At 58.9% G+C, this 26,204-nt stretch carries 28 protein-coding genes; 18 read left to right on the forward strand and 10 right to left on the reverse strand.

The window, feature by feature from the left end; all coding sequences use genetic code 11:
• Window positions 1-15 precede the first annotated feature (15 nt).
• The 8 genes from FJ974_RS17575 to cydX all read left to right on the forward strand — a co-directional run bounded on the left by FJ974_RS17575 (window position 16) and on the right by cydX (window position 5,660).
• Window positions 16-393, forward strand: a complete 378-nt coding sequence (locus FJ974_RS17575) for a response regulator transcription factor (RefSeq protein WP_226891282.1) — start codon at window positions 16-18, stop codon at window positions 391-393.
• A gap of 227 nt (window positions 394-620) precedes the next feature.
• On the forward strand, window positions 621-887 hold the full coding sequence (locus FJ974_RS17580) for a hypothetical protein (RefSeq protein ID WP_140534953.1): 267 nt from the start codon (window positions 621-623) through the stop codon (window positions 885-887).
• Between the two features lie 68 nt (window positions 888-955).
• Window positions 956-1,489, forward strand: coding sequence for a transporter suffix domain-containing protein (locus tag FJ974_RS17585; protein WP_140534951.1), 534 nt, complete (start codon window positions 956-958; stop codon window positions 1,487-1,489).
• Window positions 1,486-2,316: an SDR family NAD(P)-dependent oxidoreductase gene (locus FJ974_RS17590; RefSeq protein ID WP_140534948.1), complete on the forward strand. Its 831-nt coding sequence runs from the start codon at window positions 1,486-1,488 to the stop codon at window positions 2,314-2,316. The genes FJ974_RS17585 and FJ974_RS17590 overlap by 4 nt, the downstream gene beginning before the upstream one ends.
• A 227-nt stretch (window positions 2,317-2,543) precedes the next feature.
• Complete coding sequence (locus FJ974_RS17595) at window positions 2,544-2,723, forward strand: hypothetical protein (protein WP_140534946.1); 180 nt, start codon at window positions 2,544-2,546, stop codon at window positions 2,721-2,723.
• The gene (locus FJ974_RS17600) at window positions 2,710-4,275 is read left to right on the forward strand and encodes a cytochrome ubiquinol oxidase subunit I (protein ID WP_140534943.1); all 1,566 of its coding nucleotides are present in this window, start codon (window positions 2,710-2,712) and stop codon (window positions 4,273-4,275) included. Before FJ974_RS17595 ends, FJ974_RS17600 begins: the two co-directional genes overlap by 14 nt.
• A 10-nt stretch (window positions 4,276-4,285) precedes the next feature.
• Entirely contained in the window at window positions 4,286-5,437 is a 1,152-nt protein-coding gene (cydB, locus tag FJ974_RS17605) for a cytochrome d ubiquinol oxidase subunit II (RefSeq protein ID WP_140534940.1), read from the forward strand.
• A 7-nt stretch (window positions 5,438-5,444) separates the two neighbouring features.
• Window positions 5,445-5,660 carry a cytochrome bd-I oxidase subunit CydX gene (gene cydX / locus FJ974_RS30415; protein WP_140534936.1) on the forward strand — a complete coding sequence of 72 codons (216 nt, stop codon included), beginning with the start codon at window positions 5,445-5,447 and terminating at the stop codon, window positions 5,658-5,660.
• Between the two features lie 7 nt (window positions 5,661-5,667).
• Here cydX and FJ974_RS17615 read toward each other — a convergent pair whose 3' ends face one another.
• Both FJ974_RS17615 and FJ974_RS17620 read right to left on the reverse strand, forming a co-directional pair.
• A complete protein-coding gene (locus tag FJ974_RS17615; RefSeq protein WP_140534933.1) occupies window positions 5,668-6,714 on the reverse strand; it encodes a DUF2955 domain-containing protein in 1,047 nt (348 codons plus the stop codon).
• A gap of 7 nt (window positions 6,715-6,721) precedes the next feature.
• Window positions 6,722-7,798 carry an HlyD family secretion protein gene (locus FJ974_RS17620; RefSeq protein ID WP_413468359.1) on the reverse strand — a complete coding sequence of 359 codons (1,077 nt, stop codon included), beginning with the start codon at window positions 7,796-7,798 and terminating at the stop codon, window positions 6,722-6,724.
• A gap of 365 nt (window positions 7,799-8,163) precedes the next feature.
• On the opposite strand from FJ974_RS17620, the gene nhaA reads away from it, so the two are divergent.
• A complete protein-coding gene (gene nhaA, locus FJ974_RS17625; RefSeq protein WP_264296748.1) occupies window positions 8,164-9,333 on the forward strand; it encodes a Na+/H+ antiporter NhaA in 1,170 nt (389 codons plus the stop codon).
• Between the two features lie 110 nt (window positions 9,334-9,443).
• Here the strand turns inward: nhaA and FJ974_RS17630 are convergent, their stop codons facing one another.
• The 3 genes from FJ974_RS17630 to FJ974_RS17640 form a co-directional block, all read right to left on the reverse strand.
• The gene (locus FJ974_RS17630) at window positions 9,444-9,635 is read right to left on the reverse strand and encodes a hypothetical protein (protein WP_140534927.1); all 192 of its coding nucleotides are present in this window, start codon (window positions 9,633-9,635) and stop codon (window positions 9,444-9,446) included.
• A 1,024-nt stretch (window positions 9,636-10,659) separates the two neighbouring features.
• Entirely contained in the window at window positions 10,660-10,845 is a 186-nt protein-coding gene (locus FJ974_RS17635; RefSeq protein WP_140534924.1) for a hypothetical protein, read from the reverse strand.
• A gap of 357 nt (window positions 10,846-11,202) precedes the next feature.
• Entirely contained in the window at window positions 11,203-11,475 is a 273-nt protein-coding gene (locus FJ974_RS17640; protein WP_140534920.1) for a hypothetical protein, read from the reverse strand.
• A gap of 179 nt (window positions 11,476-11,654) precedes the next feature.
• Here FJ974_RS17640 and FJ974_RS17645 point away from each other — a divergent pair, with 179 nt between their 5' ends.
• The 4 genes from FJ974_RS17645 to FJ974_RS17660 all read left to right on the forward strand — a co-directional run bounded on the left by FJ974_RS17645 (window position 11,655) and on the right by FJ974_RS17660 (window position 14,853).
• Window positions 11,655-12,767, forward strand: coding sequence for an alpha/beta hydrolase (locus FJ974_RS17645; RefSeq protein ID WP_140534917.1), 1,113 nt, complete (start codon window positions 11,655-11,657; stop codon window positions 12,765-12,767).
• A gap of 10 nt (window positions 12,768-12,777) precedes the next feature.
• Window positions 12,778-13,746, forward strand: coding sequence for a glycine betaine ABC transporter substrate-binding protein (locus FJ974_RS17650; RefSeq protein WP_140535014.1), 969 nt, complete (start codon window positions 12,778-12,780; stop codon window positions 13,744-13,746).
• A 104-nt stretch (window positions 13,747-13,850) separates the two neighbouring features.
• Window positions 13,851-14,486: a L,D-transpeptidase gene (locus tag FJ974_RS17655; RefSeq protein WP_140534915.1), complete on the forward strand. Its 636-nt coding sequence runs from the start codon at window positions 13,851-13,853 to the stop codon at window positions 14,484-14,486.
• A 28-nt stretch (window positions 14,487-14,514) separates the two neighbouring features.
• Window positions 14,515-14,853, forward strand: a complete 339-nt coding sequence (locus FJ974_RS17660) for a hypothetical protein (RefSeq protein WP_226891283.1) — start codon at window positions 14,515-14,517, stop codon at window positions 14,851-14,853.
• Between the two features lie 89 nt (window positions 14,854-14,942).
• Here the strand turns inward: FJ974_RS17660 and FJ974_RS17665 are convergent, their stop codons facing one another.
• Both FJ974_RS17665 and FJ974_RS17670 read right to left on the reverse strand, forming a co-directional pair.
• Window positions 14,943-15,437 carry a hypothetical protein gene (locus FJ974_RS17665; protein ID WP_140534912.1) on the reverse strand — a complete coding sequence of 165 codons (495 nt, stop codon included), beginning with the start codon at window positions 15,435-15,437 and terminating at the stop codon, window positions 14,943-14,945.
• A gap of 198 nt (window positions 15,438-15,635) precedes the next feature.
• Window positions 15,636-17,333: an alpha/beta hydrolase gene (locus tag FJ974_RS17670; RefSeq protein ID WP_140534909.1), complete on the reverse strand. Its 1,698-nt coding sequence runs from the start codon at window positions 17,331-17,333 to the stop codon at window positions 15,636-15,638.
• Window positions 17,334-17,773: 440 nt separating this feature from the next.
• On the opposite strand from FJ974_RS17670, the gene FJ974_RS17675 reads away from it, so the two are divergent.
• A complete protein-coding gene (locus FJ974_RS17675; protein ID WP_140534907.1) occupies window positions 17,774-20,002 on the forward strand; it encodes a mechanosensitive ion channel family protein in 2,229 nt (742 codons plus the stop codon).
• A gap of 430 nt (window positions 20,003-20,432) precedes the next feature.
• On the opposite strand, the gene FJ974_RS17680 is transcribed toward FJ974_RS17675, so the two are convergent.
• Together FJ974_RS17680 and FJ974_RS17685 are read right to left on the reverse strand one after the other, a co-directional pair.
• Window positions 20,433-20,681, reverse strand: a complete 249-nt coding sequence (locus FJ974_RS17680; RefSeq protein WP_140534904.1) for a conjugal transfer protein TraD — start codon at window positions 20,679-20,681, stop codon at window positions 20,433-20,435.
• A gap of 1 nt (window position 20,682) precedes the next feature.
• A complete protein-coding gene (locus tag FJ974_RS17685) occupies window positions 20,683-21,009 on the reverse strand; it encodes a conjugal transfer protein TraD (RefSeq protein WP_140534901.1) in 327 nt (108 codons plus the stop codon).
• Window positions 21,010-21,181: 172 nt separating this feature from the next.
• Here FJ974_RS17685 and traA point away from each other — a divergent pair, with 172 nt between their 5' ends.
• Both traA and FJ974_RS17695 read left to right on the forward strand, forming a co-directional pair.
• Complete coding sequence (gene traA / locus FJ974_RS17690) at window positions 21,182-24,235, forward strand: Ti-type conjugative transfer relaxase TraA (RefSeq protein WP_140534898.1); 3,054 nt, start codon at window positions 21,182-21,184, stop codon at window positions 24,233-24,235.
• Between the two features lie 129 nt (window positions 24,236-24,364).
• Entirely contained in the window at window positions 24,365-24,568 is a 204-nt protein-coding gene (locus FJ974_RS17695) for a helix-turn-helix transcriptional regulator (RefSeq protein ID WP_140534896.1), read from the forward strand.
• On the opposite strand, the gene FJ974_RS17700 is transcribed toward FJ974_RS17695, so the two are convergent.
• Window positions 24,559-24,789 carry a transcriptional regulator gene (locus FJ974_RS17700; RefSeq protein WP_226891284.1) on the reverse strand — a complete coding sequence of 77 codons (231 nt, stop codon included), beginning with the start codon at window positions 24,787-24,789 and terminating at the stop codon, window positions 24,559-24,561. The two genes, FJ974_RS17695 and FJ974_RS17700, sit on opposite strands and share 10 nt — an antisense overlap.
• A 135-nt stretch (window positions 24,790-24,924) precedes the next feature.
• Between FJ974_RS17700 and FJ974_RS17705 the strand changes: the two genes are divergently transcribed.
• On the forward strand, window positions 24,925-25,503 hold the full coding sequence (locus FJ974_RS17705; protein ID WP_140534893.1) for a hypothetical protein: 579 nt from the start codon (window positions 24,925-24,927) through the stop codon (window positions 25,501-25,503).
• A 108-nt stretch (window positions 25,504-25,611) separates the two neighbouring features.
• Window positions 25,612-26,181, forward strand: a complete 570-nt coding sequence (locus tag FJ974_RS17710; RefSeq protein ID WP_226891285.1) for a helix-turn-helix domain-containing protein — start codon at window positions 25,612-25,614, stop codon at window positions 26,179-26,181.
• The last annotated feature ends 23 nt before the right edge of the window (window positions 26,182-26,204 follow it).

The following is a 26,204-nucleotide window of genomic DNA, read 5'->3' on the forward strand; positions in this document are numbered from 1 at the left end:
TCAAGGAACGGGTGGGTGCAAGCAAAGCCGTTGATCGTGGCCGTTGTCGACGATGATCCCAGTTTGTTGAAGGGTATACAACGCTTGTTGAGCGCCCAGGGAATTGCTTCGGAGGTCTTCGCTTCCGCTGAAGCATTCCTGTCCAGTTCAGCTGCAAGCCGTGTAGCATGTCTGGTTCTCGACATACAGCTGGGAGCAATGAATGGTTTCGAACTCCAACGCCAACTGGCAGACTCAGGATCGAAGATCCCGATCATATTCATGACGGCGTTCGACAACGAGGCCACGCACTTGCTGGCAGTCGAGGCCGGCTGCACGGCTTACCTCCACAAACCGTTCTCGGCACGCCTGTTTTTTGACGCGATTGAAAGGGCCGTAGCGAATTCCGGGTAGGTTTTCGGTTACGCCCGCAACGCCATTGCCCTCAAGGACAATTGTTGAAGGACATGTTGCGCGTCAGAGTCGATACGAACCGATATGGATAGGTGGGCAGCATCGATCATCAAGCGGGGCAGAGGGAACCTTCGACCGTTCGGCATGCGGCTAACAAGTTGCATTGAAGAGACCGCTGCAACGGCGTGGGCCATCGTTTCCAAGAGAATGCGGTAGAGGATACGACGATGGTCAGACTCATGACGTACATTTCGGTCGCTCTTGCGTTTCTTGTGCCGGAATTGGTCAACGACAACACGGCCGAGTTGATGCGGGGCAAGTTTCTGCCTGAGACCCAGGCAGCCGCCCTCTCAGTGCGCACGCTTCCGCGAGGATGCAAGAGCCTGCATATCAACGGCGCCCACTACTATCATTGCGGATCCGTCTATTTCCGACGGGTTCCCAGCCACTACGTGCAGGTGACCGCACCGCATGTTCATCGCCATGGCCATTAGGCTGTCCGTTACCGGTTCTTGGCGCACGCGACTAAAGGCATGATCAAATCGTTCGAAGGGAACTTGCCATGACCTATCAAGAACAACTCGCGACGGATCCAGACTCACGAGGGTGGCGCTTCAAGTGTGGTGTCGCCCTGTTCGGATTGTTGATCTTTCTGGCGCTGATGATTCCTGTCACCGCCTTTTCTGGAATGGAAGCAGGAAAGATCGCGGCTATAACCGGTGCCATCTTCGTCTTCAACAAAGTCCTGATGGTGTTGATCGTTGCCGTCATGGGCAAAGCGGGTTTCCAGGAACTCAAGCAATCTCTCGGTGCATATCTGCCAAAGCTGCCAGCGGACGAAATCGTCAGTCCGTTGCGTCACTATATCGGGCTCCTCATGTTCTGCGTGCCGATCATCACGGGGTGGCTGGCGCCGTACCTCGACCACCTCTGGCCGGGCCTGAGACCGGACAGGATCGAATTTCGCGCGTTTGGCGACATCATGATGGTTGTCAGCATTTTCGTATTGGGCGGCGGCTTTTGGGACAAGGTCCGCGCGCTCTTCGTACGCACTGCGCGGGTGTCATACGCCGCGACCGGGGGAGCCAATCTATGAAACTCAAAGACAAGGTAGCGCTGATTACAGGCACGGCCGCACCGAAGGGCCTGGGCAAAGCGATCGCGGTGGCCATGGCCCGGGAAGGGGCGAAGATTGCCGTATGCGACATCAACGAGGAGGGTGTCATCCAGAGCGCCAAGGACATCGAGGCCACGGGAGCGCAAGCGCTTGGCCTTCGCTGCGATGTGTCTGACGTGGAAAGTGTCCGCGAAACATTCTCAAAAGTCATCGACCGCTACGGCACGTTGGACATTCTGGTGAACAATGCCGCGCTCATCCCCACAAAGCCTGCAGATACAGACCGACGTAATCGGCACTATGCTTACATGACGACTCCTATACCGCGGCAGTCCATCGGCATCACCAGCAGCCTAACCGACGATGACTGGCTTCGATGGTGGGGAGTTAACGTGCATGGCGTGTTCTACTGCACGCGTGAGGCCTTGAAAATAATGGAACCAGCGAAATACGGACGCATCGTAAATATCGCGTCCACTGGCGGCATCTCCGTAATGAGCGGCCACAGTCCCGGATATAGTGCGAGCAAGGCTGCCGTCGTTTCTTTTACAAAAACTGTAGCGCAAGACGTTGCTGGCGCTGGAATTTTTGTGAATTGCATTGCTCCGGGAGGTATTCATACCGACGACTTCGAAGGATACCTTTCGGGCCTAACTGACGTGCAAAGAAATACATTGTGGCAGATAATGCCCGCCGGCCGGTTGGGAAAGCCAGAGGAGTATGCGGCTCTGGCCGTGCATCTTGCCTCGGACGAGACTTACTGTGTGGGTCAGATCATCAGTCCGAATGGTGGGCTGGTCTTCTAAGGCGAAGCTTAGCAGATGCGCCCGCCTATCCTCGTCACGGCATTCGTCGGAGCAGTGCATGGTCACCGATCACTCAAGGGCCGTCGGGCGAGCTGTCAGTCCGAACAATGGGAGCGTTGTATGAACCAACTGGGTTCTCCATCGATATGGTGCGGAAGGGCAGTTTGTTGAGTTCCAATCTCTCACCCGTGGCAACGTTTGTCTCGGTCGCAAGGCCGCGAAGTCCGATGGCTAGGTCCATCGTCTTGGTTTTGACCATCAAGCTGGTCGGCATCCTGTGTATGAAGGCTTTCTTGTTTCCTGACAGCGCGAAGCCTCTCGTCGATGCATCGGCGATCGAGCGTTTGCTAGGTCCCCAACAGCCCGTGCCGGGACAGGAAATGGACAAGGCCAATGCTCGAATTTGATCCTGTCAGCCTTGCGCGACTGCAATTCGCCGTCACCGCTCTCTATCACTTTCTCTTCGTCCCGCTGACGCTGGGCCTCTCGTTTCTCCTTGCCATCATGGAGAGCGCATACGTCATGACTGGCCGGGAAATCTGGCGCGACATGACGAAGTTCTGGGGCAAACTGTTCGGCATCAATTTCGCCATGGGTGTCGCCACCGGCATCACCATGGAATTTCAGTTCGGCACCAATTGGGCGTATTTCTCCCACTATGTCGGCGACATATTCGGCGCACCACTCGCGATCGAGGGCCTCATGGCCTTCTTTCTCGAGGGTACCCTGGTCGGCCTGTTCTTCTTCGGCTGGGATAAGTTACCCAAACTCGGTCATCTTCTGGTGACATGGCTGGTCGCGCTTGGCGCAAACCTCTCCGCTCTATGGATCCTGATCGCCAACGGCTGGATGCAATACCCGGTTGGCGCGGTGTTCAATCCTGAAACCATGCGGATGGAACTCACCTCCTTCTGGGACCTCGTCTTCAATCCTGTCGCGCAGGCAAAGTTTGTCCATACGGTGGCCGCGGGTTACGTCACCGGGTCGATGTTCGTCATTTCCATATCCGCGTACTATCTGCTCTCCGGCCGCTTCCATGCATTCGCAAAGCGATCGATCATCGTGGCATCAGCGTTCGGGCTGGCAACCGCACTTTGTGTGGTCGTCATGGGTGACGAGAGCGGCTATTCTCTCGGCGATAACCAGAAGATGAAACTCGCGGCCCTCGAAGGCATGTGGAAAACGGAACCGGCGCCCGCCGGCTTGATAATCTTCGGGATCCCCAACGCCGCCGAGCGGGAGGTCAAGTACAGCATCAAGATCCCGTGGCTGCTCGGCATCATGGCAACGCGTTCGTTCAATACACAGCTGCCTGGGATCGACGATCTGATCGTGCGGGAGGAAGAGCGAATACGCAGTGGGCTGATTGCTTATGATGCACTGCAGCGGTTCAAGGCCAACAGGGACGACAGCCAAGCGACAGCCCTGCTTCGAGAGCATGCGCAGGATCTAGGGTATGCATTGCTCCTGAAGCGCTACGTCGCGGACCCGCGTACAGCCGATTCCGCAACCATTGCCAGGGCCGCCGCTGACACCGTTCCGCCCGTCGCCGCACTCTTCTGGAGTTTCCGTGTGATGGTGGGACTTGGTCTCTACTTCATCGCGTTATTCGCATTCGTTTTCTGGGACGCGGCGAACCGGAATTTTTCGCGCCCATGGTTGCTGCGCCTGATGCTCTGGTCCCTGCCGCTGCCATGGATTGCGGCGGAACTCGGTTGGGTGGTCGCGGAATATGGTCGTCAACCTTGGGCTATCGACGGGGTTTTGCCGACATTTCTTGCCGTCTCCTCGGTATCGTCTACGCAAATCCTGTTCAGCCTAACAGGTTTCGTTCTGTTCTATTCACTGCTTCTTTTCGTCGACGTCGTCTTGCTGCGCAAATACGTTCGGAAGGGGCCGATTGAAGTTCTAGGCCCCAGGCAGTCTCGTACGATGCCCTCGCTCACACCGGCCGAATGAGGATAGGATCATGGAGCTTCCGCTTGGCTACGAGACGCTTCGTGTCATCTGGTGGCTGCTTCTCGGCGTCCTGCTGATCGGCTTCGCGGTCACGGATGGCTTCGATCTTGGAGTGGCGATGCTGCTGCCGCACGTAGCGAAGAACGATATCGAGCGGCGCATCACGATCAACACGATCGGGCCCTTCTGGCACGGCAATCAGGTGTGGTTGCTGCTGGGCGCCGGTGCGGTTTTCGCGGCTTGGCCGCCAGTCTATGCAGCCTCCTTCTCTGGCTTTTACATCGCGATGTTTCTCGTCCTCGCCACGCTGATCTTGCGTCCCGTCGGCTTCCAGTTCCGCAACAAGGTGGTAGATCCGCTCTGGCGCACGTTTTGGGATTTCGCATTGTTCGTCGGAGGCTTGGTGCCAAGTGTCGTGTTCGGTGTAGCGTTCGGCAACCTGCTGCAAGGTGTTCCCTTTCGGATCGACAGTGACTTGCGTATTGCCTACGAAGGCAGCGGACTGTTCGAGCTGCTCAATCCTTTTGGCCTGTTGTGTGGCCTCGTCTCAGCGGCGATGTTCGTTATGCACGGCGCGATCTATCTCACTCTCAAGACCGACAGCGTCGTGCAGGCTCGCGCCAGCAACGTGGCAAAGCTCGGTGCCCTAGCAACAGCCGCCCTATTTGCTGTGGCAGGGCTTGTTGTCTGGCGCGGTATCGATGGCTACCTGATCACGAGCGCCATCACCACCGAGGGGCCATCAAATCCCTTGATGAAGACCGTCATTCGCCAGCCCGGGCAATGGCTGTCCAATTATGGCGACCATCATTGGATGATCTTCGCGCCGACCCTGGGGCTCCTGGGGCCTTTGCTGGCATCGCTCCTGAGTGCAAAGGAGCATCGCGGACTAGCCTTCGCCGCCAGCGCTCTCGGCATACTCGGGATCATCTCGACCGCCGCTGTGAGCATGTTTCCATTTCTCATGCCGTCGAATATCGACCCGAATGCGAGTCTGAGCGTCTGGGATGCTTCTTCCAGTCGCTTGACGCTGTTTGTTATGCTGGTGGCGACACTGATCCTGCTCCCGATCGTCCTCGCCTACACGGCGTTCGTATATCGGGTGCTGGGCGGAACCGTCACTGCGAGTATGATCGAGGAAAATTCCGCCAATCTCTATTGAGGACGTCATGTGGTATTTTACCTGGATCCTCGGCGTCGCCTTTGCCTCCGGCTTCGGCGTTCTCAACGCTGTTTGGCACGAGCACTATCTTCCCAATGAAGACATCTACGATGGAACAGAGCTAAGGCCGGGCGGACCACCGGCAGGGAATGCTCCGGGCCTCACTCCCTTGAAGGCGAAGTCCCGCACCGGCATGAGGCGGGCGCGGAACAAGCCGTCGTAGAGGCTATTCAGTCGAACGAAACGATATCGCCCGCGGCGTCTATGTCGAGAGGGGAGTCTTTGCGCCGAGCCCGCGCTGCGGGCCAGAGCAATGCTGTCAGGCACGCAGTGCACGCGATGGCGAACAGTACCTGCCCGATACGGGTGGCGAAGGAATCGCCGGCTGAGGTAGGCAGTGGTGACACGCCAAGCCCGAACAAGATGATGAAGATCGTCAAGGCGCCTGCATAGATCTTCCCTGACTGGCGGTCGGCTGCGCGACCCCCGAACAAAAGCCCGACAATCAGCACGATGAGGAACAGGAAGATCAGCGTCGGCCTAATCTCGAGAAACAGGAATGCTGTCGAAGCGGCGATGCCGCCGAGCAAATTAACGATCATCAATCCGAACGCGGCGCGCCTGCTATTAGCAAGGTCGATCTGGTTGAGGACGGAGGCCACGGTGATCGGCACCACAATCGCCGAGGAGAACAGGTCGCTGACAAGGCAAACCGCAACCATCATCACTAGAATGGCGGCGTTGGCGAGCGCTCGCCACTCGGCACCTTCAAGCAGAGGCACGACAGGCGGCTCCAATGTGTCCGGCCTGGAATCGGGGAAGACCAGATGGGTCAGCCATGTCAGAGCGACGCCTGAGAGGACGCCCTTCAACAAGAGTCCCACAATGCTCTCGCCCAAATCCTTATGGAGCAGGCCCAGCATCGGCACCATTATAGCAATGACAATGATGAGGAATCCGACTGGCCCGCCCTTGCCTCTTGCCAGGAGCAAAAAACAGCCAAAATAGATAAGGCCCAGCAATGCCAGCAAAACCACTGGCCGGTCACCGGTAAGGCCGGTGAGCAAGACCATCGCCTGACCGACCAGGAATATGATGATGACCAAGCCGATGGCCTGCCGCAGGGCGAGAGGTTTCGGGCTTGAGACCAGGAACTGCGCCGCGAACAGTGGGCCAAGAAAAGGCATTACGGAGCCGCTCGCCACTGCTGCCGTCATACCGCCCGCTACCGCGAAGCCGATGCGCAAGCCCTGTCGCTTCAACCGGTCGGCGTGCATTTGCGTCTCAACTCAGATAGGTCAGAACGGATACAATCCGAATCCACAAATAGGCCACAGCGTTCATCGCTGAATTGTCGCTTGCATAGATCATGACATTGACTTGCGATCCGAAGCGAACGCCGCGCGGCGGCCCATCCGTGAACACTAGGCGGACCGGAAAGCGCTGTGAATCCCGAACCCAGCCACTCTGGTTGCGGATATTCGGCAAGCCAGTCGCGAGGTCGACGCCACCCTGACCGACGCCCCAGCCGACGCTCTCGACGCGCGTGGCGAAAACCATGCCGGGCAGGGAGTCCAGTACGACTTCCGCCTCATCGCCAGGCTCCAGATATTCGAGACTGTTCTCTTTGACCGCAGCAGTCACCCAAATCGTGCCTGAATCAATGAATGTTAAGGCCGACTGGCCGACGCCCACGATCTGCCCAACAGAAAGCTGTAGGTTGCTGATGACGCCGTTGGAGGGCGCCACTACGGTTGTATGGGCGAGATTGAGCCGCGCCCGCTCGGCTGTTGCCAAAGCCTCCTTGAGCTGCGGATTGTCAGCCCCTTGCGGTCCAAGTTCTTCTTGAGCTTTGCTGAGATCTGCCTCGGCTCCCGTTACAGTCGCCTCGGCAACGTCGACTGCGCGTTTGGCATCATCCAGTTTGGCGCGAGGGCTGATGCCGCGATCGACGAGCGTCTTGGTGCGCTGGAACTGGGCCCGCACGTTGTCGCGATCCGCCTCTGCCTTGACCACGCGAGCCTGGGCGGAATCCACTGCGGCGGTCGAAGCGCCGATCGATTGACCGATGCGCTCAAGCCGCGCCGATGCCTCCGCGACAGCCAGTTCGTATGGTTGCGGATCAATCCGAAATAGGGTCTGCCCCTGAGTGACGCGCGCGTTGTCAGAAACGCCGACCTCGATCACACGGCCAGCAACTTCCGGCGCCATTCTAACCACATAGGCCTGAACCGTGGCTTGTGCCGAATACGGGGTTAGCCGCTCCATTGCGATCGAAAGCGCAAACAGTGCAATGGTCAAGAGAACGACGACGAGCGCCACCCGCCGCGAGGAATTTGTCGTCGCCGGAGGAGCGTCCATTTCGGAAGCGGCTCGAATGTCCGTTGCAGCAATCGATGGTGTGTCCGTCGCAGCGGTATCCATGTGGCGGCTCCCACGTTCCTGGGGGCGATACCCGGGAACATACTTCTATCCTTCGTGCACCCTTTGGGATGACATGACAACCTGCACCAAGGGGCACTGCCGAATAGGCGACAGCACCTCCCGGTTGGGATAAGAAATTGGTGGGGTGTGACGTTGCCGTTTGGCCCGCAGCCAGATCACGGTTCCGTCGCCCCTGGACGTGGCAAGTAAACAGTCATCCGACCGTCGAGAGACAAATGGCTTCAGGGCGATCATTGCCGGGTGTATCCCACCAGCCCGAAAATACGGAACTGTACGGGGGTATGGTTCTCGGCCTGGCGACCGTGGCGGCTCTCGTGGTCGCGAACTCTCCATTGGGGCCTCAGTACTTCGCCGCGCTTCAATTGAAGGCAGAAGCGACCATCGGCGGGATCGGCCTTAGCAAGAGTGTCGAGCACTGGGTCAATGACGGACTTATGGCCGTGTTCTTCCTCTTCGTCGCGCTTGAGATAAAACGCGAGGCCGTCGAAGGCGCCCTTTCCAGCGCGCGGAAGGCTACCCTGCCGATCTTCGCCGCTCTCGGCGGTTTTTTCGTTCCGGCCGCCCTCTACGCAATGGCGAACTGGAGTGATCCGTATTCCTTGCGCGGCTGGGCGATTCCGGCCGCGACCGATATCGCCTTCGCGTTGGGTATCTGCGCAATGTTGGGCCGGAGTGTACCCTCGTCCCTGAAGACTTTCCTACTCGCACTTGCCATCATCGACGACCTCATGGCGATCATTGTCATCGCGATTTTCTACAGCGCTCAGTTGTCCCTAGTGGCTCTCTTCCTGGCAGGATTGGGACTGGCAGCCCTCGTCCTTATGAATTTCGCCGACGTGCGCAAGCCTTCTCTCTACCTTCTGGTCGGTCTTGTCACCTGGGTGTGCGTCCTGAAATCCGGAGTGCACGCCACATTGGCAGGCGTCGCGGTTGGTCTCGCGATGCCACTCACCAAACATGACGGCGAAAGCGTGCTCGAGAAGACTGAACACGCGCTGAAGCCATGGGTGAGCTATGCGATTGTGCCAATCTTTGCCTTCGCCAACGCGGGAGTCTCGTTAGCGGGCCTAGGGTTTGCACATGTAGCAGCCCCGGTCCCAATTGGCATTATTTTGGGGCTATTCATCGGCAAACAGGTTGGCGTGTTTGGCCTGTCCTATCTTGCTATAAAGCTGGGCTTCGCGGCGTTACCCGAAGGGGCGACAACAAGCAAATTGTACGGCATATCGGCTCTGACAGGTGTCGGCTTTACGATGAGTCTGTTCATAGGCACGCTTGCCTTTGACGATGAGACGCTCCTCGCGCAAGTTCGTCTGGCGGTGCTCGTGGCCTCGCTATTGTCCGCCCTTCTCGCCGTCTTCGTCCTCGTTGCAACGGGCCGATCGATAGAGGAGGGGCAGGGAAGTAGTCCCGAAGACACGGCTGGCGTCCTGCAGCTTCAACGAAAATAATCAGTCAGTAGGAGGCCTCCAAAGTTTGCCCCATTTTTGGGCGGCGCGCCGTGCAATCTCTTCGCGCAGCTCGGCGTCATGTTCTCGGCGCCCTCGCACCAAGCGCCTTGTTAGGCATATCCCTTCTCAAATTCGCAAACGATGACATATCCAGCCAACACTCGATTACCCTCGGCATTGTCCCGCCCCGGGGTCCAAATGACATTGATTATGCGGCCACCGCGGTCTGAAACTTCCTTCATCGCGTCTTCCAGATATCCGATACCATCAATGACTGCCATTGCGCTGTATCGGCGTTTCATGACTTCCGCATCTCCAGTGCTTTCCGCTAATCATATAGGAGTCTGGGCAGGGCGGCGACAAGCGTGAGGCTAAATTTCAAACTGAGAGACTACCCGTCCCTGATATCAGAGAGGATCGCGAACATTACCCAAATCAGCGTAACGAATAGGAGCACAAGGGCGAGGAGCGAAATGCATTCAGCCAAGCCATTTTGCCACAAGGGCCAATAAGGTTGCCACCAGTGCAAGCGAAAATCCTATGAACCCAAGCCGTGCGCGCCGCTGGTAACGAGACAAAACGCTCTTGCGCTCAGTCTTCTGATAGGACTCAGAACTTGCGAATATCCCACCGAGAAAAACAAGGATAAACGCTGCGAGAGCCGCAGCAGCTCCTGCCACCTCAGCCATAACCGGCAAAGCGCTTGGCATTGTCCCCCCAAACGACGTGTTGGAAGGTCTGCCTGTTCGGCGAAAATCGCAAGGCTAAATTTCAAACTGAGACACTACCGATCAGTCGCCTATCTTGACTCTCTCAAGCGATTGGCGCAGCCATAGTGTCTTGTGGATCGTTTGGAACCCGCCGTCTTGTTTGACGGCGGGTTTTTTTGTTTGGAAAGGGCAAGCAGCCGGTCGTCAACCCGGCCCAGAGCTCTTCCGACCTGCTGCAGAGGGCTCGGTCCGGCGTCGGCCCAACTCCCTTGGCCGCCCGGACTTCAGCATCAACCATAAGTAGCCGCCGTCCGGGCTCGTGCTTGGCCGAGGGTGCGGGCGTTCGTTGCCCTCAAGACCAATGGGCAACGAATTGGACGAGGTCTAGCCTCGCCATTGTCCTGCGACGGATGTGAAGGATTTCGCCAGCGTTCCTTTCGACCTGACTTTTAAATCCGGCCACTTTGACGAGGAGGGCAGACACAATCCAGAAACAAAATTCTACAATGCAGAAACACCGTCGAAAAAATCAAAGATCATACTCGCTTCCGCAGTAGTCGGGTCTTCGATCCGCTTCAATAGGGAAAGGAAACGATACGTGAAAATGTCTCTCCTCTCAGCTTTCGGCATTGCAGCCGCACTTGCTTTCGGCGTCAGCAGCGCTGATGCGCAGACGACAAACATGCACCGCAAGCATCATCATCAGGCAGCCGTCACGTCGATGCATCACCGTCATCATCACCACTATCATCACTACCATCACCATCATCACCATCACGTTCCGATGCATCGCCAGCATCATAAGCAGCCGGCTGGCTAACTACGGAGCCTACGAAAGACCGGCTTTGGTTTTGACCAAGGCCGGTCTCCAAGTGATGACGAACAAAGTAAGGCATGCCGCTGTTTGACATTCCGGTCTCGCCCGGCGAGGGCGAGAATGCCTTGAATGGCGCAGTTGTAGGCGGAAACATCAGCCCGATCACCAGGATGGTAGGGCTGCTTCCGGAGCTGCAGTCGGATCGCATTTGCGCTCTCGGCAGTCGCTTGCCCTCAAGGACAATAGCGCGGCGGATCGGGCTGCGTTTAGTTGCAAACGGCGAATAGATATCTCGCTTCCTGGCACGGCGCGTCTTTCGCCGGCAGGACTTGGTTGGAACCATCACCAGGAGGAACGCAAATGCGACACGGTCGGTTCACGAAAGTTCTCTGTGCCGTGATTGCATTCGCTGCCGGATTTCTCATTCGCGATGATCTGAGCCAACTGCCTCGTGGCAATGCTATTTCGCAAGCAGAAGCGCGAGTGATCGAGCGTCATCATCATCGCCATATCCCGGTCACCGCTCACGGCGTGGCGCGCCGCACCGCGCGTCGTACGATCCGCCGGACAGCAATCTTTGTGGCAGCGCTGCCGCCGGGCTGTCGTGTGGTCCATTACAACGGCCTCGGCTATCATCAGTGTGGCTCGCGCTACTATCAGAGTTCTGGCGGTCGATACGTCCAGGTAACCGTCCATTGATCGAGTTTGTCGGTGCGGTGAAGCAACCGCCGTTCGGCAGTGCTGGTCGCAAGGTACTGACATTTTGCCGGGGGGCGTGAGGGGCGTTCGAGGTGTTGAGTAGAGCCGCACGCCTCTGCCTGGCTTTTGCCCTGATCGGATTGACGTCATGCGCGCAGCGGCCCGAAAACGTCTTTATTGCCGAGGGGCCGAATACCGTGTCAGGCGCATCGCAGGTTGAAATGCTGGTTGCGACCACCCGACGCCCATCCAGCGTTCCTGGAGAAATGTTCGGAGGCGAGCGCGGTGATCCAGCCTTCGCCGACATCTCAATTTCCATTCCACCTGACAAGGCGCGCAAGGTCGGAGAGGTGGAATGGCCAAAGTCCATACCTGCCGATCCCAAGCGTGAATTTTCGACGATCCGCGCAACCCTGTTGAAGCGGGATGCGGTCATCGCGGACTTTCATGAACGCTTGGGCAGGGGGCCGTCCCGGAAAGTTCTGGTTTTCGTCCATGGCTACAATAGTCGCTTTGACGATGCCGTATTCAGGTTCGCGCAGATCGTTCATGACTCCGGCGCGAAAGATGTGCCCGTGCTCTTCACTTGGCCTTCCCGCGGAAAGCTCCTCGCCTACGCTTACGATCGCGAAAGTGCCAACTACAGCCGGGATGGCCTCGAGGCGACGCTCAATTATTTAGTGCAGGACTCGGCGGTATCCGAGGTCTCCATTTTGGCCCATTCGATGGGAAATTGGGTCACCCTCGAGGCGCTCCGTCAGATGGGAATTCGTAAGGGCGGGATTTCCCCAAAGATCAAGAACGTCATGCTTGCGTCTCCAGATGTGGATGTGGATGTCTTCCGCACCCAGTTGGATTCCATGGGTCCTCGGCGCCCGCGCCTGACGCTCTTCGTCTCGAACGACGACAAGGCCCTGAAAGCCTCACGATGGCTTTGGGGAAGCACAGCCCGCCTCGGCACCATCGACCCAACCGTCGAGCCATACAAGCATTTCCTGGAGACTGAGAAGATCGATGTGGTCGACCTCAGCCACGTCAAGACTTCCGACCGCCTGAACCATGGCAAGTTCGCCGAAAGCCCTGAGGTCATCCAGCTTATCGGACGGCAATTGGCTACTGGACAGCCCATTACCGATCAGCAGTTGAGTGTGGCCGACCGGATCGTTGGGGGCGTCGATGCGCGACTCTCTGGCACAGTGGAACCCTAAGGAAACGCCGATGTCGAATGTACGATGCCTGTTCAAGAAGACCTTTTTGTCCGTCTTCGCACTGGCTGTCAGTTCTTTTTCGGTACATGCCCGAGATCTGGTCATCGCCATGCCTAACTGGCCGTCGGGGCAGGCGACCGCGAACATTTTGAAGGTCGGCTTGAAAAAGGAATTTGGGATCGACACAGAGGTTCGAGAACTGGGCTCGATGATTGCATTTGCCGGGCTGAACTCCGGCGATGTGGACATACATCCCGAGATCTGGTCGCCCAATCTCGACAGCCTCGTCGACAAGTACGTCACCAAAGCGCGCACTGTCTCCATGAGTCCTGTCGGCGTGCAGGCCTGGCAAGGACTCTGTGAGACCCGCGTCACCGCCGAGAAATACGATATTCGGGACATCTCGGACTTGAACGACCCGAAAAAGACAGTGGTGCTCGACACGGACGGGGACGGTCAAGGCGAACTGTGGATCGGTGCGGAAACATGGGCGTCGACCGCCATAGAGCGGATCAGGGCCAACAGCTATGGCTATGCCAAGACCATGGCATTGCTGGAAACGCCGGAGGACGTCGCGATGGCTGCTGTGGATGCGGCGGAAGCCACGGACCGTCCGATTGTATTTGCCTGCTATGCCCCACATTACATCTTCAAGCTTCACGATATCGTTCGGCTGACAGAGCCGCCGTACGATCCCGGCAAGTGGAAGATCGTGCTGCCTTCGGAGGATCCGCAATGGTTGGTGAAATCCAGCGCGGCTGTCGGCTGGAATGCCGCTCACTTCCGCGTCGGTTACGCAACAAGCCTTCGCCAAAGCCATCCAGAGGTGGTCAAGTTCCTGGAGCGGATCGACTTCAAGGAGAATGAAATTACCGAGATGAGCTACGCGCTCCAGGTTGAGCGCCAGGCTCCGTTCGACTTCGCCACGAAATGGGTGGCTGCGCATGCTGAGCGGGTACATGGATGGGCAAGCAAATGAAGCGAAGCTCGACAATACGGAAAGCTTCATACCTCGGCGCGGATGCCTGGCAGATAAGCCTCCCGGCTATTGGGCGGCTACCCGGTATAGCCGCGATCGCGGTTATGATGGCCGTCGCTCCGTTACAACTTGCAATTTCGGCTCCCCCGGGCGCAGCCACACAAGTCTTCGATCCAATCACCCACAAATGGGTCGACTATGACCGCAAGAAGGCCCTCAAATATTTTGCAGCGCATAAGGAGGTGCCCGAGGCTTTCCGCATGCAGACGGTGAAGTTCCGCACCGCCGAGGTGCCTGGCACGATCATCATCGATGGGAACCAGCATTTCCTCTACCTGGTGCAGCCCGACCAGACAGCGATGCGCTATGGCATTGGTGTCGGCAGGGAGGGATTTGGCTGGGCAGGAATCGTTCGTATTGGCCGGATATCGGAATGGCCGACCTGGACACCACCCGCAGAAATGGTCGCTCGCGACCCAAAGGCTGTTCCGTTCGCGTCGGGCATGCCTGGCGGTCCTGATAACCCGCTGGGAGCCAGGGCCCTATACCTCTACGAGGGAGACCACGACACGATATATCGCATCCATGGCACGCCTGAACCATGGACGATTGGTCTCGACGTCTCTTCCGGCTGCCTCCGTATGAACAACAAGGACATTATCGACTTGGCATCACGGGTGAGCGTGGGGGCCAAGGTCATCGTCCTGATGCAGGGCGCGGCACTCTACAAAGGTGTGTGACGCCGAACAAATTTGAGGAGGGGATCCCATGTCGACACTAAAGATTCGGGCGGTTCTGGGACATCGGTCTGCGGTTGCCGTAGTTTTGTTGGGGGCGGCCTTTCCGGTTGCCTGCGTCAGCACGCCGGCTCCGCCACCGCCGGAGCAAATGTCGCGTACAGCGGCAAAGACTGCCCCTGCCGACCTGCAACTTCTCTGCGCCAACGCCGCTGCGAAATCCGGCAACCTTAAGGCGGACAAGATCCTGCCGGTCAGCTCAAGCCAGATCGACTCGAAGACCTTTCAGGTCGACCTCGACGCCGGGGGCAAGAAAACCAGTTGCCTTGTCGACACGGACGGCAATGTCAAATCAGTGCAGCCGTTGTAGAAAACCGGTGCCGTGGCAACCGCAACAACTTCCGTTCGCGGCTTGTGGAAGCAGACGCAACCGAGGTTGAGCCGACGTCCTCGATTTGCTCAGCCGGCCTGCTCTATCGCTCGGCCCAATCTCTCGAGTTCAAGGGAATAGCAAAACAAGGAGAAAAGCACGCCGAGCACGATGAAACCCTTGGCCAATACCTGACCCAGGGGAGGGAACGCGTCGAGCTCAGGAACGTGCCTGAAGAATAAGGCGGAGAAGAGCACTCCGGCGAAGAAGAAGCTGGCGCGGCTTGCAAACATGAGGAGGTGCCCAACCAGGGCGTTCTCAAAGGGCGCCCGGATCGCGACCCAGTTGTGCCTAGCCCAATAGAGGCCTTGCAGCGCGATTGTGCCAGCTACCACGGCAGCTTGAGTTCCCAACTCAATGTCCAAGGTTTGTCCGAAGCTCGCGACCAAACGCTTAAAGACCGGAAATATCGTCCAAAACAGGAACGATGCCGCCAGCGTTTGGAGCCCGATCAGTATGGGATAAGCGAGCGCCGCTGCCGGATACGGCCTCTGCCTGTTGTACCGGTGGTTCGGATGGAGCATTGATCTCACCTCCGCCTTGCCACTGTATAGATGATTTGGCTCCAAAGCAGCAGTGCATGTGCATGCGGCCGAAGACCGAAGTCGGCGATTGAGGTGTCGCTAGCGCAGCGCTCTCTCCGCCTCGGCCTTCGAACTGGCGCATCCTTTTTGGCCCATCGCCACCTTGCGCTCATTTGGCCGTCTAGGGGAGCAAGGAACCTATCCTCCCCTGTCATCCACCTTTGCTCTGATCTTGGCCGCGAGATGCTCCTTGAGCAGGAAGAGATCCTGTTGTCCCCAATCTTGGACTCCCAGGACCGCGCTCCAGCCCTCGACATAATCCTGAGGCGCATAGACATGGCCGTGACCGATCGGCGCAGTTGTTGCGACAGCCATGTCCAGACCAAGCTGCAGCATTGTCACTATCGGATACCAGCTGAGTTGCGCCGAGACATCCGGGCCTCTGGGTGAATTCATCCAACTGGGTTGCCGGTAGGCATCGCGATAATCAAAGAACACAATCGGATCGCTTGCATATTGCAGGTAGACGACCCGGAGCGGACCCCAGGGAGCGCCTCGAGGTACTGCTTGTCCGCTCTGGTTCATGAACCGCACCAGGCTGCTGTCGCGAAAGACGGGCAGCCACTGAGGCGTTCCTTTGTTCCGGGCGTCGCTGACCGATCGCCAGACTCGGCTGTCGAATGGCGGACCACTCCAAAGCGCGCCACTGATCGGATCGTCGATGATTTCGAACAATCCGACAGACTTTTCAGAGTTCATCGCTCCCAAGCTCAGTCCGTGCAGATAAAGACGAGGACGGGACTGCTTGGGCAAGGTCGTCCAATAGCCATAAATCTCCAAAAAGAGGGCACGAGCTGTCTCGGAGCCATATTCCGGTTGCGCCAGCAGAGAAAGCGGGCTGCTCAAATAGGAGTACTGGACTGCGACGCTCGCGACATCGCCACGACAAAGGTACTCGACCGCATCCATGGAGGCCGGGTCGACCCAGCCCGTGCCCGTCGGTGTAATGATGATCATCGTGGATTTTCGGAAGCCGCCGACCCTCTTTAGTTCTTCCAGAGCCAATTTCGCCCGAGCCTCGGGATTCGAGGCGGCACCCAATCCGACATAGACCCGGATCGCTTCTTGCGCTGGCCGGCCGGTAAAGGTGCTTATTTCCGCGGCAGTGTCCTCGTCAGCAATAAATTCACGGCCCGCACGCCCGAGTTCGTCCCATCTGACCAACGATGCCGAACTTCCGGTCCGGCTGCTCTCGGCCGGCTGGAGACGCTTTGGTTCAAACAGCGCATCATATTTGGCGTAGGACGAGTCCAAAGCGCTGAAGACAGAGCTTACGACGACATTGCTGGCAACCGACCAGGCCAGCACCGCTGCGATGCCCACGCCTGCTACGTTGGCAAGTCGCCGAGGTATGTATCGCCTGAAAAACTGGGCAATGACTTGGACCAGCATGCTCAGCAGACGTGCAATTGCCAATACAGAGACAAAGGTTACTATCGCCAACGCGCACACATTCAATGGATGCGACCCATCCACCAGCGGCATCTGCATCGCTGCGCGGATGGAATTTTGCCAATTTGCGGATTCCCAAAGAGAAGCGATGGCCCCGCAGAGGCAAAGGATGATGATCACAACCTTCGCTAACCGCCGGGGACGGGTTGCCAGCTCAGGAATCTGCAGATAGCGCCATAGCCATTGCAGGGCGACGCCGAGGCCATACCCTGCGGCGAAGCACCCGCCAGCGAGCACACCCTGCGTCAAGTCAGTCCGGGGAATGAGCGTCGGCCTAAGCGCGGCCGCAAAAAAGAAGGTGCCGACCACCAAGCCGCTGCCCGACAACAAACGCGACCGTATTGTGATCAGCTGCGCTACTAGCCCGAGGCGGGAATAACTCATGCGTCAATAGCTACACAGCGGCCGCAGCCAATCCAAGTGAGTTCTGTCGAAATGCACCGGGTCTTCTACTTTTTGACAGACGTCCGGCCGAGCATGCCGCTTTCCCAATGGACCGGCGCACGCCTAGTTCGATGAAGTGTTCGCTATTTGGGTGCTCTTCGGCAAACCCTCCTCGCGCAGCTAGACGTTCATTGGCCGGACGAGGCTGTTCACACGACTCCTAAAAGTTTGCCGATACCGGGATTTGCCTCTGCAAGGTCTGGCTCGTTTCCACATGATGCACGAAAGAGCCACCGACGCTAGAGCGCCAAGCGCCTGAAATCGACCGCTACACATGGGCTCGGAACGATCAGGTCTTGCACCACAACATCGGTTTCTCCAAGGTAGGAGCGACGACGGACATTGGTGTCGTTGCTTGCCTATCTGAAGGTTACAGCACGATGACACGCATCACGCGACGACTGGGAGCCAGGACTCTGGCGCACCCGGCGGATCTGATAGCGATGTTTGTCCTGATTGCCAGGCCGCTTGCCTTTGGAATTGCCCTCTTGCTGGCTGGTCCGACGCAGGCGCAGGCCCCGGCAAGCGTGCCGCCTGAAAGGGTCAAACAGCTGTTCGAGCTTCTCGGTGACCCGTCGGTGAAGGCCTGGGTGACAGAACAGCACAATCAGGAATCCAAATCTACGGGGGGCACTGCCCAGGCAGGGATTGCTCCGGCCGGCGCATCGTCCGACGCGGTGGCCGCACCAGGCCGGATGAACACGATGGCATCCTCGATGCTCGATCGGATCAGGCATCATTTCCAACGAATCGTACGGACGTTGCCCCTCTTGCCAGGCCAGTTCGCACGCGTTCGGGCAGCGACCATGGACGATATGTCCAGCAAGGGATCCGCCGGCGTACTCTTGCTGGTCGCGATGTTCATCGCCGCAGGATTCGCGCTCACCTGGGCGACCTACAAGCTCACGCGTCCATTTCGTCTTTGGATCATCGCGCAGCCGAAGGACACCCCAGCCGGGCGAGCCAAGAACATTGGCGGCCGCACGCTTTATTCCAGCATTCTGATCGTCTCCTTCGCCTTGGGCAGCGCCGGCGCCTTTATGTTGTTCGACTGGCCGATGCTTATCCGCGAAATCGTCCTGACGTTTCTGATAGCTGCAGTCGCAGCATGGGGGGTGCGCATGTACATCGTGGCCCTGCTCGTCCCTTCCTTCATCAACATCGAGAACGCCGCCCAGGTTCGTGCCTTGCCGATCACCAACGAAACAGCGGACCATTGGACCTATTGGCTATCCCGGATCCTCGGCGTCTTGGCTTTCTTCGCCGCCGCGTTTCTCCTCTTGCCGGGTCTCGGCATCGATCGGGATGGAATGCTGGTGCTGTCGACGGGCGCCGATTTCGTGCTGTTGCTGCTCTTGCTGCTTGCCGTTTGGCGTCGGCCAAGGATACAGCGGGACGGTATGCGCCGAAACGGTCACACGGCAGCGACATGGTTGTTGACGGCCTATTTCGTCGTCCTGTTCCTGCAGCGTATCGCCGGCCTCAATAGACCCTTCTGGTTTACCTTTGCCGCATTCTTCCTGCCCCTGGCGATCGTGCTGACGCAGCGCGGCGTCAATTTCGTCCTGCGGCCGGGTTCGGAAGATGTCGGACGCCCGACGATCCCGGCGGTGACGATCGCGGCCATCGATCGCGGAATCCGGATGCTTTTGATCCTGGCGGCGGCTTATTTTCTGGCGCGCGTCTGGGGTCTGGACATGCAGTCCATGGAAGGCGGCGATACGACGACCACGCTCATCTTGCGCGGCTTGATCAACGTCATGGTCATCGCGCTTGCCGCCGATTTCGGTTGGTCGATCATCAAAGCTTTAATCCAACGAGAACTGGGCATCGAGACGCCGCACGCGGTGGTCGGCGAGGAGGACGCCCCGACCCTCGATCCTCAGCAGGCGCGGCTGCGCACGCTCTTGCCGATCATCCAGAACATTCTGCTCGCAGTGATCGTGGTGATGGCGGTGCTGATGATGCTCGCCTCGATGGGTATCCCGATCGCGCCGTTGATCGCCGGCGCCGGCGTCGTCGGTGTCGCCATCGGATTTGGAGCGCAAACCATAGTCAAGGACGTCATTTCGGGCATATTTTTTCTGCTCGATGATGCCTTTCGCGTCGGCGAATACATTACATCCGGCCGTTATGTCGGAACGGTCGAGAGCTTTTCCCTGCGCTCGGTGAAGCTGCGCCACCATCGTGGCCCGCTGTTCACAATCCCTTTCGGTGAACTCGGGGCGGTGCAAAACCAGAGCCGTGACTGGGTCACCGACAAATTCAACATCACCGTCGGCTATGACACCGATATCGACTTCGCCCGCAGGCTGATCAAGCGAATCGGCCTCGAACTGGCGGAAGATCCCGAATTCAAAAACTGGGTGCTCGAACCGATCAAGATGCAGGGCGTACAGGAGTTCGGCGAGTACGGCATCGTATTGAGGATGAAGGTCAAAACCAGGCCGGGAGGCGCCTTCGGCATGAAGGGCAAATTCTATGTGCGAATCCGCCAAGCCTTCAAGGAGCAAGGCATCGAACTCCCATTCCCGACCGTTCACGTCCAGGGGCTGCAGAACCCCCCGGAGACAGAGAATATGAAGGTTTTGAGATTACGCCCGAGTTAACGACGGCTGTCACGCAGTCGCACATCAATGGAGGGTCCGAAACTATCTCCTACGATATCACATAGGGACCGCTGCGCTCCGTCTCGATACCTTCAAAGTGGACCGTGAGCGCATAGCCATTGAAAATCGAGAGGCCACGACAAAGATCTTTGATTGCTGCTCCAGCCACAGCAGAGACTCTGCAGCAGCTGCTACGGGGTGTCTCGGCAACGGACCTTCGTTTGCAATGACGAGTGGATTGGAAGTCTTTGCGTTCGAGCGTCCAAATACCTTTTAGAAAGCCGGACATTTGGTCTCGGGACCAGTGGTGGCGCATGATGGAACAGATAGCTTTCGCAATGCTCCGCTGACGCAGGTCTTCCATCAGGAGCACCCCATTGTAGGTATATTGTTGGAGTCTTTACGCCGCCCGCCGCTTTCACAACCACCGCTAAGTTCGTTCTTCCTTTTGCTGTTCAATCCCTTCCGCGTTGAACGCCTGCTTTCCCTTCGCGACCCACAATTCCCTCGCATGCTCGCCTTCATGGCTTTGGAGCTTGGCGGCGATCCATAGGAGCGCGCCGTAGATGATCGCTCGATCGTCATTGGTCAGCTCGACGATGCCTGCCTTGGCGACGAGACCGCCGAGTTCGATCAGATGTCGGGTGCGTCTGCGGCGCTCAACCTGCCAGGCACGCATGTCATTGCGAGCCAGAGCCGCTTGCCGGCGATTGTGGGCTGCCCGGTTGCGCTGGAGCGCTGCGATCGTTGCGCATAGATGCCGGAGCAATTCGCCGGGACCTGCTCTCGAAAAACATCGCCCCACGCTTGGCCCATGCCTCACGCTTTGAGGCGTCTTTCGTTTCAGCGATTGCTACGAGCGCCCCGGCTAGTTCGTCGCTGCTGAGTTCATCGGCGCCGGTGGCGATCACCAGTTCACCGAGCTGCTGTACCTTTCGCGTCTTGAGCTCTCGCGCCTTGTCTTCCAGCGCCCTCAGTTCCGCGTCGAAGTCACGTGGTTTACGCATGGCTGTCCCCATTGATTGTCGATCCGACGATGATAGGGGAGCGTCCGCCAGAAGGCTTCAGGGTTGCCGAGACAGCCCGGGACGGGCTGGTCCATCCCGAGATTTTTTCGAGGGAGGGCGCGCTTATACGTCGTGCCGACGTGCGGTTTGCCGTGCAAATGATCTGATCGCGATGGCGATCTATCATCTTCACGTCAAGGTCATTGGCCGCAAGGCTGGGAGCAGTGCCGTGGCATCCGCCGCCTACCGCTCGGCTTCGCGGTTACGCGACGAGCGCATCGAACGTGTCCAAGACTTCTCGGCCAAGCGCGGTGTTGTGCATTCGGAGGTGATGCTGCCGGAGAATGCGCCGGATGCCTGGAGCGAGCGCGAACGGCTGTGGAACGATGTCGAGGCGTTCGAGGTGCGTAAGGATGCGCAGCTGGCCCGGGAAGTGGAATTTGCTCTGCCGCGCGAACTGAGCCAGGCACAAGGCATCGAGCTGGCGCGCGACTTCGTGCAGGCCGAATTTGTCAGCCAGGGCATGGTCGCCGACCTCAATGTGCATTGGGACAGGGCAGAGGATGGCAGTCCAAAACCTCATGCCCATGTCATGCTCACCATGCGCTCGGTGGACGAGAACGGTTTTGGTGCGAAAGTCCGCGACTGGAACAGCACCGACCTTGTCGAGCGCTGGCGCGAGCGATGGGCCGAGCTTGCCAATGAGCGGCTTGCCGAACTCGACATCGACGCGCGCATCGATCATCGCAGTCTGGAAGCGCAGGGCATTGCCCTGGAGCCGCAAACCCAGATTGGTGCGCCGGCTCAACGCATTGAAGGCGGCGGCCTTGCCGCTACCGGCATTGACGCGGATCGCGCCGAACTGCATCGCGAGATCGCACGCAACAATGGCGCACGGATCATCGCGGATCCTAACCTTGCGCTGAATGCCATCACGCATCAGCAATCGACCTTCACTCGAAAAGACATTGCCAAGTTCGCGCATCGCCACAGCGACGGAATGGAGCAGTTCAACGCGGTCATGGCCGCCATCGGCAACGCGCCCGACCTCGTCGAACTCGGCAAGGACGGACGCGGCGAAGATCGCTTCACCACCCGGCAGATGATCGAGACCGAACAGCGCGTGCATCGCGCGGCGGAACGCATGGCCGAAGCTGACCGCCATGCGGTGAGTGACGCACAGCGCGAGGCAGCTTTGGCACGGGCAGCGCAACGCGGGCTTGTCCTGTCAGGCGAGCAGGCCGATGCACTGGATCACATCACCGACGGCCGCGGTCTTGGTGTCGTCGTCGGCCTTGCCGGAACCGGCAAGAGCGCAATGCTGGGGGTTGCGCGCCAGGCATGGGCAGCAGCAGGCTACGAAGTTCGAGGCGCCGCACTCTCCGGCATCGCGGCCGAGAATCTCGAAAGCGGATCAAGTATCCCGTCACGCACCATCGCCAGTATGGAACATGGTTGGGGGCAGGGCAGCGATCTTCTCACCGCGCGTGATGTCCTGGTGATCGATGAGGCCGGCATGGTCGGCACGCGCCAGTTGGAGCGCGTGCTCTCCCATGCAGCGGAAGCCGGCGCAAAGGTCGTGCTGGTCGGTGATCCCCAGCAGTTGCAGGCGATTGAAGCGGGTGCTGCGTTCCGCTCGATCCATGAGCGTCATGGCGGCGTCGAAATCGGCCAGGTGCGCAGGCAGCGCGAGGACTGGCAGCGCGATGCGACGCGCGATCTGGCGACTGGCAGGATCGGCGCTGCGATCGACGCTTATGATGCGCAAGGCCTGGTGCACCGGGCCGCGACGCGCAATGAGGCGCGCAGCGATCTGGTCGAGCGCTGGGACCGCGACAGGCAGGCAGACCCCGAAGCGAGCCGGATCATTCTCACCCACACAAACAACGAAGTGCTCGCGCTCAACCAGGCAGCGCGCGAGCGCATGCGCGCTGCCGGCGATCTCGGCGAAGAAATGCAGGTCGCTGTGGAACGCGGTGCAAGAAACTTCGCAGCCGGCGACCGTGTCATGTTCCTGCGTAACGAGCGCGGGCTCGTCGTCAAGAACGGAACGCTCGGTGTGATCGAAGAGGTCAGCACACAGAGCATGGCCGTGCGCACCGACGATGGCAGGTCTGTGCGCTTTGACCTGAAAGACTATGCCCACATTGACCATGGCTATGCCGCGACCATTCACAAGGCCCAAGGCATGACCGTCGACCGCGCCCATGTGCTCGCTACGCCGGGCATGGATGCGCACGGCAGCTACGTCGCGCTGTCAAGGCATCGAGATGGCTTGGACCTGCATTACAGCCGCGATGACTTTGCCACGCGGGAGCGGCTGGTCCTTACGCTTTCACGCAACCGCGCAAAGGACATGGCGTCGGATTACGAGCAAGCCGATCCGGCGCAGAGCTATGCCGAATGGCGCGGCATCACTTTCCGGCAGCGTGTGGTCGAGATCGTGCGTCGGATCGTTCCGGAGAAGCTGCGCGACAGAATCAGCGGGCTGCTGGAGGGGTTGCGCTCGCCGGGCGACGCCGAGCTCGGCCAGAACCGTGGGCACAGGCCGGGAAGGGAAGATGTTGGGGCGCAAATTGGAGATGCCGGGCCCGCGCGTGAAAGAGAAGCTTCCGCCAGGGGAGTGCCGCGCGAAACGGGCGCGGCGGTGGACCGGGAAGCAGCGTTGCGCAGCGCTCGCACGAAGGCGCTTGTTCGTCACGCGCGCGCGCTCGACGCTATCCTGCGCACCGGAGATGCGGACGGGCAGGGTAGTCCGGAGCAGATGCGCGAATTGCGACATGCCCGCACCGCTTTCGAAAAAGTTCGGCCGCATGGCTGGCGCGATGCCGAAGCGGCCTACGCGAAAAATCCCAAGCTTTTTCGTGAAGCGGCGACCGGTCGCGTCAACCGCGCTGTGCTGGCGCTCCAGCTTGAAACCGAAATCCGCACTGGGCTGGACACCGATCCGAGCTTGCGGGCGGACCGTTTTGTGGAACGTTGGCAAAAGCTCGACCTCACGGCCCAGCGGCGATACCAGGCCGGCGACATGTCTGGCTATAGGTCAGCGAGGTCGGCCATGTCCGATATGGCCAAGAGCCTCGAACGCGATCCGCAGCTGGAATCCCTTCTTGCCAACCGCAAGCGCGAGCTCGGCATCAGCATCGATTCCGGCCGGCGCCTCGGCGCGGAACTCGCCTTCAACCAAGGGATCGGGCTCGGGAGGGGGCGCGGCATCGGACTCTAACCCATCCGATCTGCCGCCGTTACCACGCCGCCTTGCGACACGGCAGCGATCCCTCTTGCGTGGCCATAGACACCTTGTTCTGTCTGGCCCATCAGGTATCAGAAACACCCAGCAAGAGGCAGGCCAGCTATGCCGGAACCCGACCGCATCATCCGCCGCAGAACCGTTCTTGCCCGGACCGGCCTGTCCCGCTCAACCATGTATCGCAAGATCGCCGAAGGGACGTTCCCGGCTCAGATCAAAATCAGCGTCAACGGTGCGGGCTGGCGCGAATCCGAGATCAATCAGTGGATCGACAATCCGGTTGCATGGCGACCTGGGCGTCAGCTCTGATTGCGAGACAAACGCACCCCTGGGCCGCCGCCATTCTCTGGGATGAACTCAATCCCGGCAGCTTCAAGCGCGGTTCTTATCTGATCTACGGTAGATTGCTTCAACGCCTCACCTCGCTCGAAGCGAACAATGGTCTGGGTGGAAACCCTGGCTTCTTTTGAGAGGTCCAAAACGCCCCACCCCAATGCAGCCCGAGCCATGCGGCACTGCACCGGATTCATAAAATCACCATTCTATGGTGATTTTGGTTGCTTAGATAATGCACTGTGTGTAGTCTCGGTTTCACTTGGCGGCCGGATGGGTGATGCAACACCAATCCGGCCTGGCCACGCCAAAGCTGTTGAGGAGCTCGGATCATGGCTGATTCCGACAATAGCACGACTTTGCCTTCCGTCATCCGCAGGGAACTATTTCGCGCAACAACCGACCCTGCCGTGACAGTGTGGCGCGAGTGGCAAGCTGCTCATGAAGAGACCGATCGGTTGAGCCGCGAGCAGCAGCGTCTGGAGCGGAGGCTCGTAGAAGAAGTCGGCTTTCCCAAAGTGATGATCCGATTGTCAGATGACAGGGGCGCTACGCCGGCTTCACATGAGGCCCTTCGCGGTGTGTTGGGCGTCGGATCTATGGAGACGGAGATAGCTGCGAAGGTCGAGGCCGATTTGGCGGTTCATCAGGCGCGCTGGGAGGCCTATGACCGGGCGATTGGCTATTCTGCCACGTTGCGTGCTGAAAGTGAGGCAGCCGGTCAGGCGGAGACGTTGCTTGAGGCACTGTCAGAAACACCAGCTATCTCCCTTGCCGGCGTCGCAGCGAAGCTTGATGCCATACTAAGGGAAGGGCAGCCGTCGAAGGACGATCCCGAGTTTCCTTGGCCGCAAATCCGCTCGGTAATGGAGGATATTGGTCGGATCGGTGTGGATAAAGAGCCAAGCTGACGGCACAACGCCGTTCGAGCACTTCGCAACTCCCCTTTCATTCCGAAGTTTGGCTGGTCTCGCGTCGGGAGCCTACGCGACCAACTTTTCTACAAGGGAGTAATGCAATTGCGAAAGGCATTGGTTGAATCAACACGCCCCCGCGTCATCCAGGCAAGGCCAAAGCCTGTAAACGAGAATAGCTCGCATCCCGCAGATCAGCATGTCGGCAGGCAGATCGCGATCGTTCGCGTCCAGTCGGACGTATCGCAAGCTCAGCTTGCGCGATCCATAGGCATCAGCTTCCAGCAGCTCCAGAAATACGAGAACGCGAGGAACCGCGTTAGCGCATCCATGCTTTACGAGATCGGCAGGTCGCTGGACATTCCTGTAAGTCGTTTTTTCGAAGGCCTGCCCGGAAATGAAACCAGCCGAGAGCCTTCACCCCTCCCGGTGGACGAGCGCATAGACTTCATCGCCAGCGCGGAAGGCCGGCGCCTCATCGAAGGATTAATGAATCTTCATCCGCGCGTGCGCGGCCGGGTGGCGGCCTTGATCGCCGCATTGGGGGAAGAACTGGCGGTCCTCGATATAGACCGGGGCAGCGCCACGACCGGAGAACTGGCGCTGACGGCGCGCGAGACGGTTGGGCCCACAGGTAATCACGCAAGCGAATCTGGTGTCGCCACGCTGAAATAGCGGCGATCGGCACAGGGCATTTC

The sequence above is a fragment of the Mesorhizobium sp. B1-1-8 genome, assembly GCF_006442795.2.
Classification (GTDB): Bacteria; Pseudomonadota; Alphaproteobacteria; order Rhizobiales; family Rhizobiaceae; genus Mesorhizobium.

Excerpts from the sequence above, each read along its gene's own strand:
- cydX (WP_140534936.1), top strand. The coding sequence starts at position 5,445 with ATGTGGTATTTTACCTGGATCCTCGGCGTCGCCTTTGCCTCCGGCTTC.
- FJ974_RS17590 (WP_140534948.1), top strand. The coding sequence starts at position 1,486 with ATGAAACTCAAAGACAAGGTAGCGCTGATTACAGGCACGGCCGCACCG.
- FJ974_RS17585 (WP_140534951.1), top strand. The coding sequence starts at position 956 with ATGACCTATCAAGAACAACTCGCGACGGATCCAGACTCACGAGGGTGG.
- FJ974_RS17650 (WP_140535014.1), top strand. The coding sequence starts at position 12,778 with ATGTCGAATGTACGATGCCTGTTCAAGAAGACCTTTTTGTCCGTCTTC.
- FJ974_RS17600 (WP_140534943.1), top strand. The coding sequence starts at position 2,710 with ATGCTCGAATTTGATCCTGTCAGCCTTGCGCGACTGCAATTCGCCGTC.
- nhaA (WP_264296748.1), top strand. The coding sequence starts at position 8,164 with ATGGTTCTCGGCCTGGCGACCGTGGCGGCTCTCGTGGTCGCGAACTCT.
- FJ974_RS17635 (WP_140534924.1), bottom strand. The coding sequence starts at position 10,845 with ATGATGCTGGCGATGCATCGGAACGTGATGGTGATGATGGTGATGGTA.
- FJ974_RS17630 (WP_140534927.1), bottom strand. The coding sequence starts at position 9,635 with ATGAAACGCCGATACAGCGCAATGGCAGTCATTGATGGTATCGGATAT.
- FJ974_RS17660 (WP_226891283.1), top strand. The coding sequence starts at position 14,515 with ATGTCGACACTAAAGATTCGGGCGGTTCTGGGACATCGGTCTGCGGTT.
- traA (WP_140534898.1), top strand. The coding sequence starts at position 21,182 with ATGGCGATCTATCATCTTCACGTCAAGGTCATTGGCCGCAAGGCTGGG.
- FJ974_RS17705 (WP_140534893.1), top strand. The coding sequence starts at position 24,925 with ATGGCTGATTCCGACAATAGCACGACTTTGCCTTCCGTCATCCGCAGG.
- FJ974_RS17680 (WP_140534904.1), bottom strand. The coding sequence starts at position 20,681 with ATGCGTGCCTGGCAGGTTGAGCGCCGCAGACGCACCCGACATCTGATC.
- FJ974_RS17640 (WP_140534920.1), bottom strand. The coding sequence starts at position 11,475 with ATGGACCACACGACAGCCCGGCGGCAGCGCTGCCACAAAGATTGCTGT.
- FJ974_RS17620 (WP_413468359.1), bottom strand. The coding sequence starts at position 7,798 with ATGGACGCTCCTCCGGCGACGACAAATTCCTCGCGGCGGGTGGCGCTC.
- FJ974_RS17665 (WP_140534912.1), bottom strand. The coding sequence starts at position 15,437 with ATGCTCCATCCGAACCACCGGTACAACAGGCAGAGGCCGTATCCGGCA.
- cydB (WP_140534940.1), top strand. The coding sequence starts at position 4,286 with ATGGAGCTTCCGCTTGGCTACGAGACGCTTCGTGTCATCTGGTGGCTG.
- FJ974_RS17675 (WP_140534907.1), top strand. The coding sequence starts at position 17,774 with ATGACACGCATCACGCGACGACTGGGAGCCAGGACTCTGGCGCACCCG.
- FJ974_RS17595 (WP_140534946.1), top strand. The coding sequence starts at position 2,544 with ATGGCTAGGTCCATCGTCTTGGTTTTGACCATCAAGCTGGTCGGCATC.
- FJ974_RS17700 (WP_226891284.1), bottom strand. The coding sequence starts at position 24,789 with ATGAATCCGGTGCAGTGCCGCATGGCTCGGGCTGCATTGGGGTGGGGC.
- FJ974_RS17670 (WP_140534909.1), bottom strand. The coding sequence starts at position 17,333 with ATGAGTTATTCCCGCCTCGGGCTAGTAGCGCAGCTGATCACAATACGG.
- FJ974_RS17615 (WP_140534933.1), bottom strand. The coding sequence starts at position 6,714 with ATGCACGCCGACCGGTTGAAGCGACAGGGCTTGCGCATCGGCTTCGCG.
- FJ974_RS17695 (WP_140534896.1), top strand. The coding sequence starts at position 24,365 with ATGCCGGAACCCGACCGCATCATCCGCCGCAGAACCGTTCTTGCCCGG.
- FJ974_RS17685 (WP_140534901.1), bottom strand. The coding sequence starts at position 21,009 with ATGCGTAAACCACGTGACTTCGACGCGGAACTGAGGGCGCTGGAAGAC.
- FJ974_RS17580 (WP_140534953.1), top strand. The coding sequence starts at position 621 with ATGGTCAGACTCATGACGTACATTTCGGTCGCTCTTGCGTTTCTTGTG.
- FJ974_RS17655 (WP_140534915.1), top strand. The coding sequence starts at position 13,851 with ATGATGGCCGTCGCTCCGTTACAACTTGCAATTTCGGCTCCCCCGGGC.